Origin of the sequence: Pseudomonas fortuita, from assembly GCF_026898135.2 — a bacterium.
In the GTDB taxonomy this organism is placed as follows: Bacteria; Pseudomonadota; Gammaproteobacteria; order Pseudomonadales; family Pseudomonadaceae; genus Aquipseudomonas; species Aquipseudomonas fortuita.
Genome location: NZ_CP114035.2, coordinates 1,790,120 through 1,804,940 on the forward strand (window position 1 = coordinate 1,790,120; position 14,821 = coordinate 1,804,940).

A 14,821-nucleotide genomic window follows, 5' to 3' on the forward strand; every position below is an offset into this window, starting at 1 on the left:
GCACTGGGGTGCCGCGCAAGCCGAAAGATGCAGCACTGTCCAACCGGGCGTGGTCAATCGCTGACGTGAATGGTCGGCGATCACTGTCATCATGTTTTGCACCCGGACGATACAAAGTGACTGGAAAGTCGCGTTTTCGTCGTGCTCCTGAGCATTTGACAACGCCGATCTTTTCGGAGAATGTGTGCACACCCAAATCAAACGGGCGTATGAATTGAGCGTTTGTATGTCATGACGCCAAGCCATACTTCCGACTAGCGCGCTGACGGGTGTGCCTGGGGCAGGGCAGCTAGGCCTGCTTCTGCTGCAGCGATCGGCGTGTACAGTTCAGCTTCCATATCGTGGAGATCAGTTGATGATTTACGAAGGTAAAGCCATCACGGTTAAGGCTCTTGAAAGTGGCATCGTCGAGCTCAAATTCGACCTCAAGGGTGAGTCCGTCAACAAGTTCAACCGCCTGACCCTGAACGAGCTTCGCCAGGCCGTCGACGCCATCCAGGCCGACGCCTCGGTCAAGGGCGTGATCGTCAGCAGTGGCAAGGACGTGTTCATCGTCGGCGCCGACATCACCGAGTTCGTCGACAACTTCAAGCTGCCCGAGGCCGAACTGGTCGCCGGCAACCTGGAAGCCAATCGCATCTTCAGTGCCTTCGAAGACCTCGAAGTGCCGACCGTTGCTGCCATCAACGGCATCGCCTTGGGCGGCGGCCTGGAAATGTGCCTGGCCGCCGACTACCGGATCATGTCCTCCAGCGCCAAGATTGGCCTGCCCGAAGTCAAGCTGGGCATCTACCCCGGCTTTGGCGGCACCGTGCGCCTGCCGCGCCTGATCGGTTCGGACAACGCTATCGAGTGGATCGCCTCCGGCAAGGAAAACCGTGCCGAGGACGCCTTGAAAGTGGGCGCTGTCGACGCCGTGGTCGCCCCTGAGTTGCTGCAGGCCGGTGCCTTGGACCTGATCAAGCGGGCCATCAGCGGCGAGCTGGACTACAAGGCCAAGCGTCAGCCGAAGCTGGAAAAGCTCAAACTCAATGCCATCGAGCAGATGATGGCCTTCGAGACCGCCAAGGGCTTCGTTGCCGGCCAGGCCGGCCCGAACTATCCGGCCCCGGTCGAAGCCATCAAGACCATCCAGAAGGCCGCCAACTTCGGCCGCGACAAGGCCCTGGAGGTCGAAGCCGCAGGCTTTGCCAAGCTGGCCAAGACGTCGGTTGCCGAAAGCCTCATCGGCCTGTTCCTGAACGACCAGGAACTCAAGCGCAAGGCCAAGGCGCATGACGAGATTGCCCACGACGTCAAGCAGGCCGCCGTGCTCGGCGCCGGCATCATGGGTGGCGGCATCGCTTACCAGTCGGCGGTCAAGGGCACCCCGATCCTGATGAAGGATATCCGCGAGGAAGCTATCCAGCTGGGCCTGAACGAGGCCTCCAAGCTGCTCGGCAACCGCGTCGAGAAGGGCCGACTGACCCCGGCCAAGATGGCCGAGGCACTCAACGCCATTCGCCCGACCCTGTCCTATGGCGACTTCGCCAATGTCGACATCGTCGTCGAAGCTGTGGTCGAGAACCCGAAGGTCAAGCAAGCTGTGCTGGCTGAAGTGGAAGGCCAGGTGAAGGACGACGCGATCCTCGCTTCCAACACCTCGACCATCTCCATCAACCTGCTGGCAAAAGCGCTCAAACGCCCGGAAAACTTCGTCGGCATGCACTTCTTCAACCCGGTGCACATGATGCCGCTGGTTGAAGTGATCCGTGGTGAGAAGTCCAGTGAAGTGGCGGTGGCCACCACCGTGGCCTACGCCAAGAAAATGGGCAAGAACCCGATCGTGGTCAACGATTGCCCGGGCTTTTTGGTCAACCGCGTGCTGTTCCCGTATTTCGGCGGCTTTGCCAAGCTGGTCAGTGCCGGTGTCGACTTCGTGCGCATCGACAAGGTCATGGAAAAGTTCGGCTGGCCAATGGGCCCGGCTTACCTGATGGACGTGGTTGGCATTGACACCGGCCACCACGGCCGTGACGTGATGGCCGAAGGCTTCCCGGACCGCATGAAGGACGACCGCCGCTCGGCCGTCGACGCGCTGTACGAGGCCAACCGCCTGGGCCAGAAGAACGGCAAGGGCTTCTACGCCTACGAAACCGACAAGCGCGGTAAGCCGAAGAAGGTCTTCGATGCCACCGTGCTCGACGTCCTCAAGCCGATCGTGTTCGAACAGCGTGAAGTCACCGACGAAGACATCATCAACTGGATGATGGTCCCCCTGTGCCTGGAGACCGTGCGCTGCCTGGAAGACGGCATTGTCGAAACCGCCGCCGAAGCCGACATGGGCTTGGTCTATGGCATTGGTTTCCCTCCCTTCCGCGGTGGTGCGCTGCGCTACATCGACTCGATCGGTGTGGCCGAATTCGTCGCACTGGCCGATCAGTACGCCGATCTGGGGCCGCTGTACCACCCGACTGCGAAGCTGCGTGAAATGGCCAAGAACGGCCAGCGCTTCTTCAACTGAGCGGTCAACGAGCTAGAGCGAGAGATTTGATATGAGCCTGAATCCAAGAGACGTGGTGATTGTCGACTTCGGTCGCACGCCAATGGGCCGCTCCAAGGGTGGCATGCACCGTAATACCCGCGCCGAAGACATGTCGGCGCACCTGATCAGCAAGCTGCTGGAGCGCAACGGCAAGGTCGACCCGAAAGAAGTCGAAGACGTGATCTGGGGCTGCGTCAACCAGACCCTGGAGCAAGGCTGGAACATCGCCCGCATGGCGTCGCTGATGACCCAGATTCCGCACACGTCTGCAGCGCAGACCGTCAGCCGCCTGTGCGGCTCTTCGATGAGCGCCTTGCACACCGCTGCCCAGGCGATCATGACCGGTAACGGCGATGTGTTCGTGGTCGGTGGCGTGGAACACATGGGCCACGTCAGCATGATGCATGGCGTGGACCCTAACCCGCACCTTTCCTTGCATGCTGCCAAGGCTTCCGGGATGATGGGCCTGACTGCAGAAATGCTCGGCAAGATGCACGGCATCACCCGGGAGCAGCAGGACCTGTTCGGCGTGCGTTCGCACCAGTTGGCCCACAAAGCCACGGTCGAAGGCAAGTTCAAGGACGAGATCATCCCGATGCAGGGCTATGACGAGAACGGCTTCCTGAAGGTATTCGATTTCGACGAAACCATTCGCCCGGAGACCACCCTCGAAGGCCTGGCATCGCTCAAGCCCGCGTTCAACCCGAAAGGCGGTACTGTCACCGCCGGTACCTCGTCGCAGATCACCGACGGCGCTTCGTGCATGATCGTCATGTCTGGCCAGCGTGCAATGGACCTGGGTATCCAGCCATTGGCGGTGATTCGTTCGATGGCGGTGGCAGGTGTTGATCCGGCGATCATGGGTTATGGTCCGGTACCGTCGACCCAGAAAGCGCTCAAGCGCGCCGGGCTGACCATGGCCGACATCGACTTCATCGAGCTCAACGAAGCCTTTGCTGCACAGGCCTTGCCAGTGCTGAAAGACTTGAAAGTGCTCGACAAGATGGATGAGAAGGTTAACCTGCACGGCGGCGCCATTGCTTTGGGTCACCCGTTCGGTTGCTCCGGGGCACGCATTTCGGGCACCCTGCTCAATGTCATGAAGCAGAATGGCGGTACTCTGGGGGTGGCGACCATGTGCGTCGGCCTCGGCCAAGGTATCACCACTGTCTTCGAACGCGTCTGATCGCGTTGCGGGACAGCAACCGGGGCCTTGTGCCCCGGTTTTGTTTTTACAGGTTTTATTCAAGAGGGTGGGCAACATGCAGATACAACCAGGCGTATACCGGCATTACAAAGGGCCTGAGTATCGTGTCTTCAGCGTTGCGCGGCACTCCGAGAACGAAGAGTGGATGGTGTTCTACCAATGCCTGTATGGTGATTACAGCTTCTGGGTACGCCCCCTTTTGATGTTCCAGGAGTCCGTCGAGGTTGACGGCGAGCAGGTGCCACGCTTTGCTTTGGTCAAGGCCGAAGAAGGGCTGCCTGGGTTGCTGGGCAAGTCGCACGAGTGATTGTCCGAGCTTGACCTCACACTTTTGCCACTATATATAGCGGTGCCGCGTTTGGTACCTGACGCGTTTTTCATTTTCAGATTCAGGAATACTCCGATCCATGGGCAAATCGCTGGTCATTGTGGAATCCCCGGCCAAGGCCAAGACCATCAACAAGTACCTGGGCAACCAGTACGTGGTGAAGTCGAGTATCGGCCATATCCGAGACCTCCCCACCAGCGGTTCGGCCAGCGCAAGCAAAGAGCCGGCCGCCAAGCGTGGCAAGGCCGCGGGTGAGGCTCCGGCCCTGTCGCCGAAAGAAAAGGCCCGTCGCCAGCTGGTGGCACGCATGGGCGTCGACCCGGATCACGGCTGGAAGGCCAAGTACGAGATCCTGCCTGGCAAGGAAAAGGTGATCGAAGAGCTGCGTCGCCTGGCCAAGGATGCCGACACCATCTATCTCGCAACCGACTTGGACCGCGAAGGGGAAGCCATTGCCTGGCACCTGCGCGAAGCCATCGGTGGTGACGACACACGCTACAAGCGCGTGGTGTTCAACGAAATTACCAAAAAGGCCATCCAGGAAGCCTTCTCGCAGCCAGGCGAGCTGGACATCGACCGGGTCAACGCTCAGCAGGCGCGGCGCTTCCTCGACCGTGTGGTTGGTTACATGGTTTCGCCGCTGTTGTGGGCCAAGATTGCTCGCGGCCTGTCTGCTGGCCGTGTGCAGTCGGTCGCGGTGAAGCTGGTGGTGGAGCGCGAGCGTGAAATCCGTGCATTCATCCCGCAAGAGTACTGGGAGATTCATGCCGACCTCGGTACCGCCAAGAACGCCAAGGTGCGTTTCGAGGTGGCGCGCGAGAAGGGCGAGGCCTTCAAGCCGCTGAACGAAGCCCAGGCCATGGCTGCGCTGGAGAAGCTCAAGGCTTCCAGCTACAGCGTGGTCAAGCGTGAAGACCGCCCGACCAGCAGCAAGCCGTCGGCGCCGTTCATTACCTCCACCCTGCAGCAGGCGGCCAGTAACCGCCTGGGCTTCGGGGTGAAAAAGACCATGATGATGGCCCAGCGCTTGTATGAGGCCGGCTACATCACTTACATGCGTACCGACTCGACCAACCTGTCGGTCGATGCCCTGGACATGGCGCGTAGCTACATCGAGCGCGAGTTCGGCAAGCAGTACCTGCCGGATGCGCCACTGGTTTACGGCAGCAAGGAAGGGGCCCAGGAGGCGCACGAAGCGATTCGTCCTTCCGATGTGAATACGCACCCGACCAAGCTCAGCGGCATGGAGCGCGACGCCGAGCGCCTGTACGAGCTGATCTGGCGCCAGTTCCTGGCCTGCCAGATGCCCCCGGCGCAGTACCTGTCCACCAGCGTCACCGTGGCTGCGGGCGACTTCGAGCTGCGTGCCAAGGGCCGTATCCTCAAATTTGACGGTTATACCCGCGTGCTGCCGCAACAGAGCAAGCCGGGCGAAGACGACGTGCTGCCTGAGATGGTCCAGGGCGAAGCGCTGAAGCTGATTCAGATCGACCCGAGCCAGCACTTCACCAAGCCGCCGGCGCGCTTCACCGAGGCCAGCCTGGTCAAGGAAATGGAAAAGCGCGGCATTGGTCGCCCGTCGACCTATGCGGCGATCATCTCGACCATTCAGGACCGTGGTTATGTGACCTTGCATAACCGCCGTTTCTATTCCGAGAAAATGGGCGACATCGTCACCGAGCGCCTGTCGGAAAGCTTCTCCAACCTGATGGACTACGGCTTTACCGCCGATATGGAGGAGAACCTCGACGACGTGGCCCAGGGCGAGCGTGACTGGAAAAACGTACTCGACGAGTTCTACGGCGACTTCAGCAAGAAGCTGCAGACTGCAGAGTCCAGCGAAAACGGCATGCGCGCCAACCAGCCGACCATGACCAACATTCCGTGCAAGGAATGCGGCCGGCCGATGATGATCCGCACCGCTTCCACGGGTGTTTTCCTGGGTTGTTCGGGTTACAGCCTTTCGCCAAAAGAGCGCTGCAAGGCCACCGTCAACCTGGTGCCGGGTGACGAGATTGCCGCTGATGACGAGGGTGAATCGGAATCCCGCGTGCTGCTGGGCAAGCACCGTTGCCCGATCTGCGCCACAGCGATGGACGCCTACCTGCTGGATGAGAAGCACAAGCTGCACATTTGCGGTAACAACCCCGATTGCGTTGGCTACGAGATCGAAGAGGGCAGCTACCGCATCAAGGGTTACGAAGGGCCGAGCCTGGAGTGCGACAAGTGTGGCAGCGAGATGCAGTTGAAGACCGGCCGTTTTGGCAAATTCTTCGGCTGCACCAACCCGACGTGCAAGAACACCCGCAAGCTGCTCAAGAGTGGAGAGGCGGCGCCGCCGAAGATGGACAAGGTGGACATGCCGGAGCTCAAGTGCGAAAAGGTGGACGACACCTACGTGCTGCGTGACGGTGCTTCGGGGTTGTTCCTGGCTGCCAGTCAGTTCCCGAAAAACCGTGAAACCCGTGCGCCGCTGGTGCTTGAAATTGTGCCGCACAAGCACGAGATCGATCCGAAGTACCACTTCCTCTGCGATGCGCCACAGAAAGATCCAGAAGGCCGCCCGGCAGTTATCCGCTACAGCCGCAAAACCAAGGAGCAGTACGTGCAGTCCGAGGTCGATGGCAAGCCGACCGGCTGGAAGGCCTTCTACGACGGCAATGCCTGGAAGGTTGAAGACAAGCGCTGATCTTTCGGTGCTTTAATTGGGGCCGCTTTGCGCCCCTTCGCGGCACAAGGCCGCTTCTGCAAGGAATCGCGTTCTCTTGCAGGAGGGCCTTGTGCCGCGAAGGGGCGCAAAGCGGCCCCAATCATTTATGATGCATGTATTCGCCTTGCAGCCTGATGGGAGGGCAAAGAAATGGCCCAGGAAACCTACACTCGCACCAACCAGAAACTGTTCTTCGCCGGCCTCGCTCTGGAGTCCATGGCCAAGGCTGAACAAAGCCAGGCCATGAATGCACAGGGCCTGGTTCAGGCTGAGCGCGAATCGGCGCTGTTCCACCTGTATGGCGCGCTGCTGGGCCTGTGCCATGAAATCGGGGTGTTCTACCGCCTGCCGGTGGTTGCAACTGTCGAGCAAGCGCTGGCCGACGACGCGCTGAATGGAATCGCTATCCCGGAAGTGGCCGAGCTGCTTGAGCTTGCCCGTCAGCGCGAAACCTGGCTGGCGCAAATGCTGGGTGCTTATGCCGATTTGTTCCGACCACCGGTCGCCAGGAAAGCGCCGAAAACCGATGTCACGCAGCCTCTGATCCAGGCCGTCAATCTCGATGAGCCCGAGCATCCGGCGCTATCGCGTACCGAGCTGGAAAGCTGGCGCAACAACCTCAAGGGTTTGGTGAGACGTTTCCGCGATGCGTTGAGTGAGTGCTGATAGCCGTTACGGCTGGTACAATACGGACCTTTCGCGGAGAACTGCCATTTATGTCTACGTCTTTTCTGGAAATTGTCGAGTTGCCTGATGGCCGCATCGAACTGCGTCGCGCTGAGGATGAGGGCTCTCTGGTAACCCTGGATTTCTCGGAAGACGCCAAGGTGTTCCTGCAGGGCCAGCATGTAGAAGTGGCCAAGGCCATGCTTAGCGTGGGCGTGCAGATGGCCGGCCGCCTCATGGATGGTGAGCTCGAACGTGATGAAGGGCCGCGTGTGCTGCACTGACCGTGCAGCAGCCAGCAGGGTTTTCGAATGACAGGCAAAGCCTGAGCATCAGCCGAGGCGGATGTTCAGGCTTTGTGCGTTTCCGACACTGGCGGCGCGCAGCAATTGCTGGCGAGCGGTGGCGTTGACGTTGCCCAGCCAACTGACCACCGTGTGACTGCGGCCCAGGCGCAAAGCTTCGCAGGCCAGTTGCAGCGGGGTTTGATTGCCACGAGGTTGCAGCAGCAAGATGCGTTCACGGTTGAGGCCGGCATCGCGCAGCCAGGCCTGGGTCAGGCTCGACGGCGGGGCGATCAGGGTCAGCCAGCGGGCCGCGTCCTCTTCGCTCAGTTCGCGCAGTACCGGTGCCAGCAGGCTTTGGCAGTGACCTGGCGCGCCGCGCAGCGACAATTCGCTGAACAGTTCAGGCTGGTTGTGCTTGCGCGCCAGTTCGCTGGCTTTCAGGCCAGGTAGCACGGGCTGGGCGAGAAATGCTTCGAACAGGGGCAACTGGGCTTGCTCGGGTGCGTGAATGAACTGCTGCATGACGCCTCCTGGATCAGCGGCGAATGACGCCGACGCTCAAACCCTCAATCACCAGTTCCTGTTCTTTCAGGTCGACTTCGATGGGGGCGAATTCGGGGTTTTCGGCAAGCAGCCAGACCTTGCTGCCTTCACGCTTGAAGCGTTTGACGGTCACTTCGTCGCCGATGCGGGCGACGACAATCTGGCCGTTGCGGGCTTCGCGGCAGGTGTGAACTGCCAGCAGGTCGCCGTCGAAGATACCGACGTCCTTCATGCTCATGCCGTGTACGCGCAGCAAATAGTCGGCCTGGGGGTGGAAGAAGGCGGGGTTGATATTGCAGGATTGCTCAATGTGCTGTTCGGCAAGAATCGGCGCACCGGCAGCAACCCGGCCGATGATAGGCAGGCCGCTTTCTTCTGCCTTGGTTTCCAGGCCGGGAATGCGGATGCCACGGGAGGCGCCCGGGGTCATCTCGATTGCGCCCTTGCGGGCGAGGGCCTTGAGGTGCTCCTCGGCGGCGTTGGGCGATTTGAAGCCCAGCTCCTGAGCGATCTCGGCGCGTGTCGGCGGGAAGCCGTTGTCTTCGAGGCAGCGCTTGATGAACGCGAGAATTTCGGCTTGGCGTGGCGTCAGTTTCAACATGGTGAGCGCTCTGTCTTTTTGTACAGTGACTGGGATTATATACAGTACTGGATGCGCTGCAAGCCAAAAGGCGCATTAAACCTGAACGCTGGCACTTGCAGCACGCCGCCTGGGGCTTTTAAATGGCGACCGCCCGGTCACCGAGCCTTGACAGAAGCAGGACTGAAACGTATGTTTCAAACACCTGTTTGTCTGGCGGAGTACGCGGAGTAGTCATGGCCCAATCGGAAACCGTTGAACGCATTCTCGATGCTGCCGAGCAGCTGTTCGCGGAAAGGGGGTTTGCCGAAACCTCATTGCGGCTGATTACCAGCAAGGCCGGGGTGAACCTGGCGGCCGTCAACTATCATTTCGGCTCCAAGAAAGCGTTGATCCAGGCGGTGTTCTCGCGCTTCCTCGGGCCGTTCTGCGCCAGCCTGGAGCGCGAGCTGGAGCGTCGCCAGGCCAAGCCGGAGCACAAGCCCAGCCTCGAAGAGCTGCTGGAGATGCTGGTGGAGCAGGCGTTGGTCGTGCAACCTCGCAGCAACAACGATCTGTCGATCTTCATGCGCCTGCTGGGCCTGGCATTCAGCCAGAGCCAAGGCCACCTGCGGCGTTACCTGGAAGACATGTACGGCAAGGTGTTCCGCCGCTACATGCTGCTGGTCAACGAGGCTGCGCCGCGTATTCCACCACTGGAACTGTTCTGGCGCGTGCACTTCATGCTCGGCGCCGCCGCCTTCAGCATGTCCGGCATCAAGGCGCTGCGTGCGATCGCCGAGACTGACTTTGGCATCAACACCTCGATCGAGCAGGTGATGCGCCTGATGGTACCGTTCCTGGCTGCAGGCATGCGTGCCGACAGCGGCGTCACCGACGAAGCCATGGCCACGGCGCAGCTGCGACCACGCAGCAAAGCTACCGCTATTACCGCCAAGGCCTGAAGGCTGGGCGGGGCAGGGCGCTTCGGCTAAGCTAGCGCCATGCCCGATCTCGACCTGCTGCACATTTCCCTTGCCGACCAATGCCTGTATGGCTTTGCCTGTGGCCAGCTGCGCGTGCGCGTGCCGGTTTCCACGTCGCGCAACGGTGCGGGCGAGCGCTACGGTTCGGGTTGCACACCGCGTGGCCTGCATCAAGTGCGGGCAAAAATTGGCGCGGGCCTGCCGCTTGCTGCAGTGCTGGTCGGGCGGCGCTGGGCGGGTGAGGTGTGGTCGCCGGTATTGCACGCGCAATACCCGGGCCGTGACTGGATACTCACCCGCATCCTCTGGCTCAGCGGCTGTGAGCCGGGGCTTAACCGCCTGGGCGCGGTCGACACCTTCCGCCGCTACATCTACCTGCACGGCACCCCGGATACGGAACCCATGGGCGTAGCGTTGTCCCATGGCTGCATACGCCTGCGCAACACTGACTTGCTAAGCCTGTTCGAGCGGGTGCCGGCCCATTGCCCGGTGCGTATCGAACAGGCCGCCTGCCCCCAGTGGGCCTCTCTTTGTCTTCAATGAAGGATTACCCATGACCGTCAGCCTGCAAGGCTCCCTGATGGTGGATATCGCCGGTAAATGGCTGACCGCCGAAGACCGTCACTTGCTGCGCCAACCCGAAGTGGCCGGCCTGATCATTTTTGCCCGCAACATCGACAGCCCGCGCCAGGTGCGTGAGCTGTGCGCATCGATCCGCGCCATACGCCCTGACCTTATTCTGGCGGTAGACCAGGAGGGCGGCCGCGTGCAGCGCCTGCGCCAGGGTTTCGTGCGCCTGCCAGCCATGCGTGCGCTGGCCGACAATGACAACGCCGAGTACCTGGCGGAGCAGTGCGGTTGGCTGATGGCGACCGAGGTGCTGGCGGTTGGCCTGGACCTCAGCTTTGCACCCGTGCTGGACCTGGACCACCAGCGCAGCGCCGTGGTCGGCAGCCGTGCCTTCGAGGGCGACCCCCTGCGTGCCACGCAACTTGCGGGGGCGTTCATCCGCGGTATGAATGCGGCGGGCATGGCTGCCTGTGGCAAGCACTTCCCCGGCCATGGCTGGGCCGAGGCTGACTCGCATGTGGCCATTCCCACCGATGAGCGCAGCCTTGAGCAATTACGCCAGGCCGACCTGGTGCCGTTCACGCGCCTGAGCGGCCAGCTGGCGGCGGTGATGCCGGCGCATGTCATCTACCCGCAGGTTGACAACCAGCCAGCCGGTTTTTCGCGGCGCTGGCTGCAGGACATCCTTCGCGGCGAGCTGGGCTTTGACGGGGTGATCTTCAGTGATGACTTGTCGATGGCCGGTGCGCATGTGGTGGGTGATGCGGCCAGCCGTATCGAGGCAGCGTTGAGCGCCGGCTGTGACATGGGCCTGGTGTGCAATGACCGGGCGGCAGCGGAGCTGGCACTGAGTGCGGCGCAACGTATGAAGGTCAAGCCATCGCCGCGGATTGCGCGGATGCGCGGGCAAGGGTTTGCGCGGACCGATTATCGCCAGCAGCCGCGCTGGCTGGAGGCGTTGGGGGCGTTGAAGGAAGCTCAGCTGGTCGATTGACTGCCTCGGCCGCTTCGCGGGCATGCCCGCTCCCACAGGTACTGCGCATGCCAGATAGCGGTGCGGTCACTGTGGGAGCGGGTTCACCCGCGAAGAGGCCAGCTTGGGCAGTGAAAGTTGATGGTTTACCGCCCACGCTTGCCTGGCAATGGCGCAAACAGTGCCTCGATTTCTTCATCGCCCATGCGCCATTGCCCAGCCTGCCCGCCATCCAGCAAGCTGGCTGCCAATGCCGCTTTCTCCTGCTGCAACATCTGGATCTTCTCTTCCACCGTACCCCGGGTAATCAGCTTGAACACGAACACTGGCTTGTCCTGGCCAATCCGGTACGCCCGGTCGGTGGCCTGGTTTTCGCTGGCCGGGTTCCACCAGGGGTCGTAGTGGATCACCGTGTCTGCGGCCGTCAGGTTCAAGCCCACCCCGCCTGCCTTCAAGCTGATCAGGAACACTTCGCTGTCACCCTGCTGGAACTGCCGCACTGGCGTGCGCCGGTCGCGCGTGTCGCCGGTCAGCAAGCTATAGCGGATCTTGCGTTTCTGCAGCTCCTGCTCGATAAGTGCCAGCATCGAGGTGAACTGCGAGAACAGCAGTACCCGGCGCCCTTCGCTGAGCAGCTCCTCGAGCATTTCCAGCAGCGCGCCCAGCTTGCCCTTGTCGGCCTGGTTCCCATGGCTTTCCACCCCTTTTACCAGGCGCAGGTCGCAGCACACCTGGCGCAGCTTGAGCAGGGCGTCGAGGATGACGATCTGGCTGCGCGCGGCGCCATTGCGAGCGATTTCGTCGCGGACTTTCTGGTCCATGGCCACTCGCACGGCCTCGTAGGTGTCGCGCTGGGCGTCGCTGAGCTCGACCCAGTGCACCATCTCGGTCTTGGCGGGCAACTCGGTGGCCACCTGCTCCTTGGTGCGGCGCAGCAGGAAGGGGCGAATACGCGTGACCAGGTGGGCCAGGCGCTCAGCGTCGCCATGGCGCTCTATCGGGACGCGGTAGTCCTGGTTGAACCGTTTGAGGTCGCCCAGCCAGCCGGGCATGAGGAAGTGGAAGATCGACCACAGCTCGCCCAGGTTGTTTTCCATCGGCGTGCCGGTGAGGCACAGGCGCTGGCCGGCCTGTAGCTCGCAGACGGCGAGGGCGGCCTTGCTGGTGCTGCTCTTGATGTTCTGTGCCTCGTCCAGCACCAGCATGTGCCAGGCTTGGGCGCGCAGGTGTTTCAGGTCGCGTGGCATCAGGGCGTAAGTGGTCAGGACCAGGTCGTATTCGTGCAACCGGGTGAAATGCTTGCTGCGCCCTGGGCCATGCAGTGCCAGTACGCGCAGGTCAGGGGCGAAACGCTGGGCTTCGTCCAACCAGTTGGGTATCAGGCTGGTGGGCATGACCGCCAGGGCCGGTGCGCCCAAGCGCCCGGACTGTTTTTCCAGCAGCAGGTGTGCCAGGGTCTGCAGGGTCTTGCCCAGGCCCATGTCGTCGCCGAGGATGCCGCCGGTACCCATCCCGCGCAGTGCCTGCAGCCAGTTCAGGCCCTGCTGCTGATACGGCCGCAAGTTGGCCCGCAGCCCGGCGGGGGGTGGCACTTGCAGCTCGCGGGCATCGCGCAGGCGGCGGCCCAGGTCGCGTACGTGCTCGCCCCCTTCCCAGTGCAAGGGCAGGCCCTCGATTTCGTTCAGGCGCGCGGCGTCGGCGCGCTCCATGCGCAGGCTCGGGCCAGCGGTGTCTTCGTGCAGGTACAGCTCACCCAAGGTGCCCATCACGGCCTTGATGCGGCCGTAGGGCAGGGCGACGCGCAATGCCGGTGTGTCCAGGCGGCCGCGGTTGAGGTCGATCAGCAGGTGTTCATCGTCACTGCGCCGGGCCAGTTCGCTGGGGCGCAGCAGCTCTGGGCTGCTGCGCAGCAGTTGCAACACGATGGGCAACAGGCTGTGACGCTGGCCATCGACCACAATGCCCAGCTCCAGGTCGAACCATTCATGGCCGGGCGCCTCGTCGATGGTCGCATACCAGTCGTCCACCTCCTGCAAGTTGAAGGCGAAATCGCGGTGTATGTCGATGTTCCAGCCGGCTTCGCGCAGGCGCGGCAGACCTTCGCGTGCAAAGCGCAGCCAGGCTTCGTCGTCGGGCAACTGATACATTTCGCCGGCACTGTCGGGCAGGGCCTTGCTCTGCCGAGTGGCGGGTTTGAAGCCCAGGTCGCGTAACGCATTGCGCAGGGCTAGCTCGGCTTGCGGCTGTCGGCGAATTCGCTGGCTGGTGCTGCCCGCCAGGCGGGTCAGCGGCTTCTCGTCGGTGCCGCTGACCTGCAAACCGTCATAGTTGAATGCCAATGCGGCGCGGTGTTGCATTTGCCGTTGCATGCGACCGGTTTTCGGCATGTAGGCGGTGTATTCAAGGCTGCCGAGCGCAAGAATGGGCTTGGGCTGGATGTGATCGAGCAACTGCTCCTGCACTGGCGTCGGCGTCGGCACCTTGTGGCTGAGGGCATTGAGTTTATGGCTGAGGGGTACGACCAGGTGCTCGGGTACATCGGGGGCAATAGTCAGCTGCACGGCGACATGCGGATCCAGGCTGTGCTCAACCTTGCCCACTTCACTGGTCAGCAGATCGAAGTAGTAAAGTGGCAGCAGCGGGATGACGCAGCGCAGCATTTCCTCGCCGCTGTACCACAGTCCCCGGTAGTTTCCGTTGTCCAGGCGTACCCAGCGGAACTCGGCATGGCGCACCGGGCCTTGATGAAGCGGTGGGAAGCCGACATCGTAAAACATGCGCCCGGTTTCGAGTGCGCGCTGGAACAACTCGCCACCTTCCTGGCCCTTCAGTTTATAGCCGCGGTCCTGGCCGCCGCCCTGATTCAGGGCCGAGAGCAGGCGCAGAATGCGGGTGTCTTCTTCCGTCACGAAGCGCGGTGGCTCGTAGAGAAAGTCGTACAGTGACTGGACGCGGCTGAAGCGTATGCCGTCCTCGGTTCGTGTGCCCTTGCGTACCAGCAGGGCGCAGACGGCATCATCGGTGAGGTCGAGCTGGTAGCACACCATGCGTCCGCGTTTGTCTTCGGCTGCGTTGGGCTTGGGCGGGGCCTGCTCCAGGCCGCTCAACCAGTGCTGCAGTTCCGCGGACAACGTTGCCGGGTCGGCTTGCGTGGCCTCATGATTGGACCAAGGGTCGCTTATGCAGAACAGTGCAGCGGCGCAATGCTTGCAGTTTTGCCCTACAGGGCAATCGCATTCACCGTGCACATGGCAACGGCCGCCGGCTACGTGCAACTCGATGCTTTGCCGATAGTGGTTGTCGCCACTCCCTTGGCAATTGGCCGTGATGGTCGGCCCATAGAAGCCTTCCAGTTCGACCCTGCCTTCCTCGGCATAGCGCTCACCGCGTTGCAGGGCAGCTTTGCTGAACGATTGGGTCCAGTTCGGATAAGCGTTCACCATCTCGGCGGCATCTTGCTTCATCGGA

General features: G+C 61.9%; 12 protein-coding genes. 9 read left to right on the plus strand and 3 right to left on the minus strand.

What is annotated here, in order from left to right:
• The first annotated feature begins 355 nt into the window (after positions 1-355).
• The 6 genes from fadB (at position 356) to OZ911_RS08090 (ending at position 7,719) form a co-directional block, all read left to right on the plus strand.
• Entirely contained in the window at positions 356-2,503 is a 2,148-nt protein-coding gene (gene fadB / locus OZ911_RS08065; protein WP_016485638.1) for a fatty acid oxidation complex subunit alpha FadB, read from the plus strand.
• A 31-nt stretch (positions 2,504-2,534) separates the two neighbouring features.
• Positions 2,535-3,710: an acetyl-CoA C-acyltransferase FadA gene (fadA, locus tag OZ911_RS08070; RefSeq protein ID WP_012271343.1), complete on the plus strand. Its 1,176-nt coding sequence runs from the start codon at positions 2,535-2,537 to the stop codon at positions 3,708-3,710.
• 76 nt (positions 3,711-3,786) lie between these two features.
• A complete protein-coding gene (locus OZ911_RS08075) occupies positions 3,787-4,038 on the plus strand; it encodes a DUF1653 domain-containing protein (RefSeq protein WP_016485639.1) in 252 nt (83 codons plus the stop codon).
• A gap of 100 nt (positions 4,039-4,138) precedes the next feature.
• Positions 4,139-6,748, plus strand: coding sequence for a type I DNA topoisomerase (gene topA / locus OZ911_RS08080; RefSeq protein WP_023048968.1), 2,610 nt, complete (start codon positions 4,139-4,141; stop codon positions 6,746-6,748).
• Between the two features lie 171 nt (positions 6,749-6,919).
• A complete protein-coding gene (locus OZ911_RS08085; protein WP_016485641.1) occupies positions 6,920-7,435 on the plus strand; it encodes a DUF6586 family protein in 516 nt (171 codons plus the stop codon).
• 50 nt (positions 7,436-7,485) lie between these two features.
• Positions 7,486-7,719 carry a hypothetical protein gene (locus OZ911_RS08090; protein ID WP_003248777.1) on the plus strand — a complete coding sequence of 78 codons (234 nt, stop codon included), beginning with the start codon at positions 7,486-7,488 and terminating at the stop codon, positions 7,717-7,719.
• A 48-nt stretch (positions 7,720-7,767) separates the two neighbouring features.
• Here OZ911_RS08090 and sulA read toward each other — a convergent pair whose 3' ends face one another.
• Together sulA and lexA are read right to left on the minus strand one after the other, a co-directional pair.
• Positions 7,768-8,244, minus strand: coding sequence for an SOS-induced cell division inhibitor SulA (gene sulA / locus OZ911_RS08095; RefSeq protein WP_016485642.1), 477 nt, complete (start codon positions 8,242-8,244; stop codon positions 7,768-7,770).
• Between the two features lie 13 nt (positions 8,245-8,257).
• Positions 8,258-8,866 (minus strand): transcriptional repressor LexA, encoded by a 609-nt coding sequence (lexA, locus tag OZ911_RS08100; RefSeq protein ID WP_012271348.1) that lies wholly within the window; start codon positions 8,864-8,866, stop codon positions 8,258-8,260.
• Positions 8,867-9,081: 215 nt separating this feature from the next.
• On the opposite strand from lexA, the gene OZ911_RS08105 reads away from it, so the two are divergent.
• The 3 genes from OZ911_RS08105 to nagZ are packed head-to-tail and all read left to right on the plus strand — an operon-like array spanning position 9,082 to position 11,374.
• Positions 9,082-9,789, plus strand: a complete 708-nt coding sequence (locus OZ911_RS08105) for a TetR/AcrR family transcriptional regulator (protein WP_023048969.1) — start codon at positions 9,082-9,084, stop codon at positions 9,787-9,789.
• Positions 9,790-9,828: 39 nt separating this feature from the next.
• Positions 9,829-10,353, plus strand: coding sequence for a L,D-transpeptidase (locus tag OZ911_RS08110; protein ID WP_023048970.1), 525 nt, complete (start codon positions 9,829-9,831; stop codon positions 10,351-10,353).
• 22 nt (positions 10,354-10,375) lie between these two features.
• Complete coding sequence (nagZ, locus tag OZ911_RS08115) at positions 10,376-11,374, plus strand: beta-N-acetylhexosaminidase (protein WP_172455937.1); 999 nt, start codon at positions 10,376-10,378, stop codon at positions 11,372-11,374.
• A gap of 125 nt (positions 11,375-11,499) precedes the next feature.
• Here nagZ and OZ911_RS08120 read toward each other — a convergent pair whose 3' ends face one another.
• The gene (locus tag OZ911_RS08120) at positions 11,500-14,817 is read right to left on the minus strand and encodes a DEAD/DEAH box helicase (protein WP_083283776.1); all 3,318 of its coding nucleotides are present in this window, start codon (positions 14,815-14,817) and stop codon (positions 11,500-11,502) included.
• Positions 14,818-14,821: the final 4 nt, after the last annotated feature.

Coding starts and splice junctions, on each gene's coding strand:
- OZ911_RS08090 (WP_003248777.1), top strand. CDS start 7,486: ATGTCTACGTCTTTTCTGGAAATTGTCGAGTTGCCTGATGGCCGCATC.
- sulA (WP_016485642.1), bottom strand. CDS start 8,244: ATGCAGCAGTTCATTCACGCACCCGAGCAAGCCCAGTTGCCCCTGTTC.
- OZ911_RS08110 (WP_023048970.1), top strand. CDS start 9,829: ATGCCCGATCTCGACCTGCTGCACATTTCCCTTGCCGACCAATGCCTG.
- OZ911_RS08075 (WP_016485639.1), top strand. CDS start 3,787: ATGCAGATACAACCAGGCGTATACCGGCATTACAAAGGGCCTGAGTAT.
- OZ911_RS08085 (WP_016485641.1), top strand. CDS start 6,920: ATGGCCCAGGAAACCTACACTCGCACCAACCAGAAACTGTTCTTCGCC.
- OZ911_RS08105 (WP_023048969.1), top strand. CDS start 9,082: ATGGCCCAATCGGAAACCGTTGAACGCATTCTCGATGCTGCCGAGCAG.
- fadB (WP_016485638.1), top strand. CDS start 356: ATGATTTACGAAGGTAAAGCCATCACGGTTAAGGCTCTTGAAAGTGGC.
- fadA (WP_012271343.1), top strand. CDS start 2,535: ATGAGCCTGAATCCAAGAGACGTGGTGATTGTCGACTTCGGTCGCACG.
- OZ911_RS08120 (WP_083283776.1), bottom strand. CDS start 14,817: ATGAAGCAAGATGCCGCCGAGATGGTGAACGCTTATCCGAACTGGACC.
- lexA (WP_012271348.1), bottom strand. CDS start 8,866: ATGTTGAAACTGACGCCACGCCAAGCCGAAATTCTCGCGTTCATCAAG.
- topA (WP_023048968.1), top strand. CDS start 4,139: ATGGGCAAATCGCTGGTCATTGTGGAATCCCCGGCCAAGGCCAAGACC.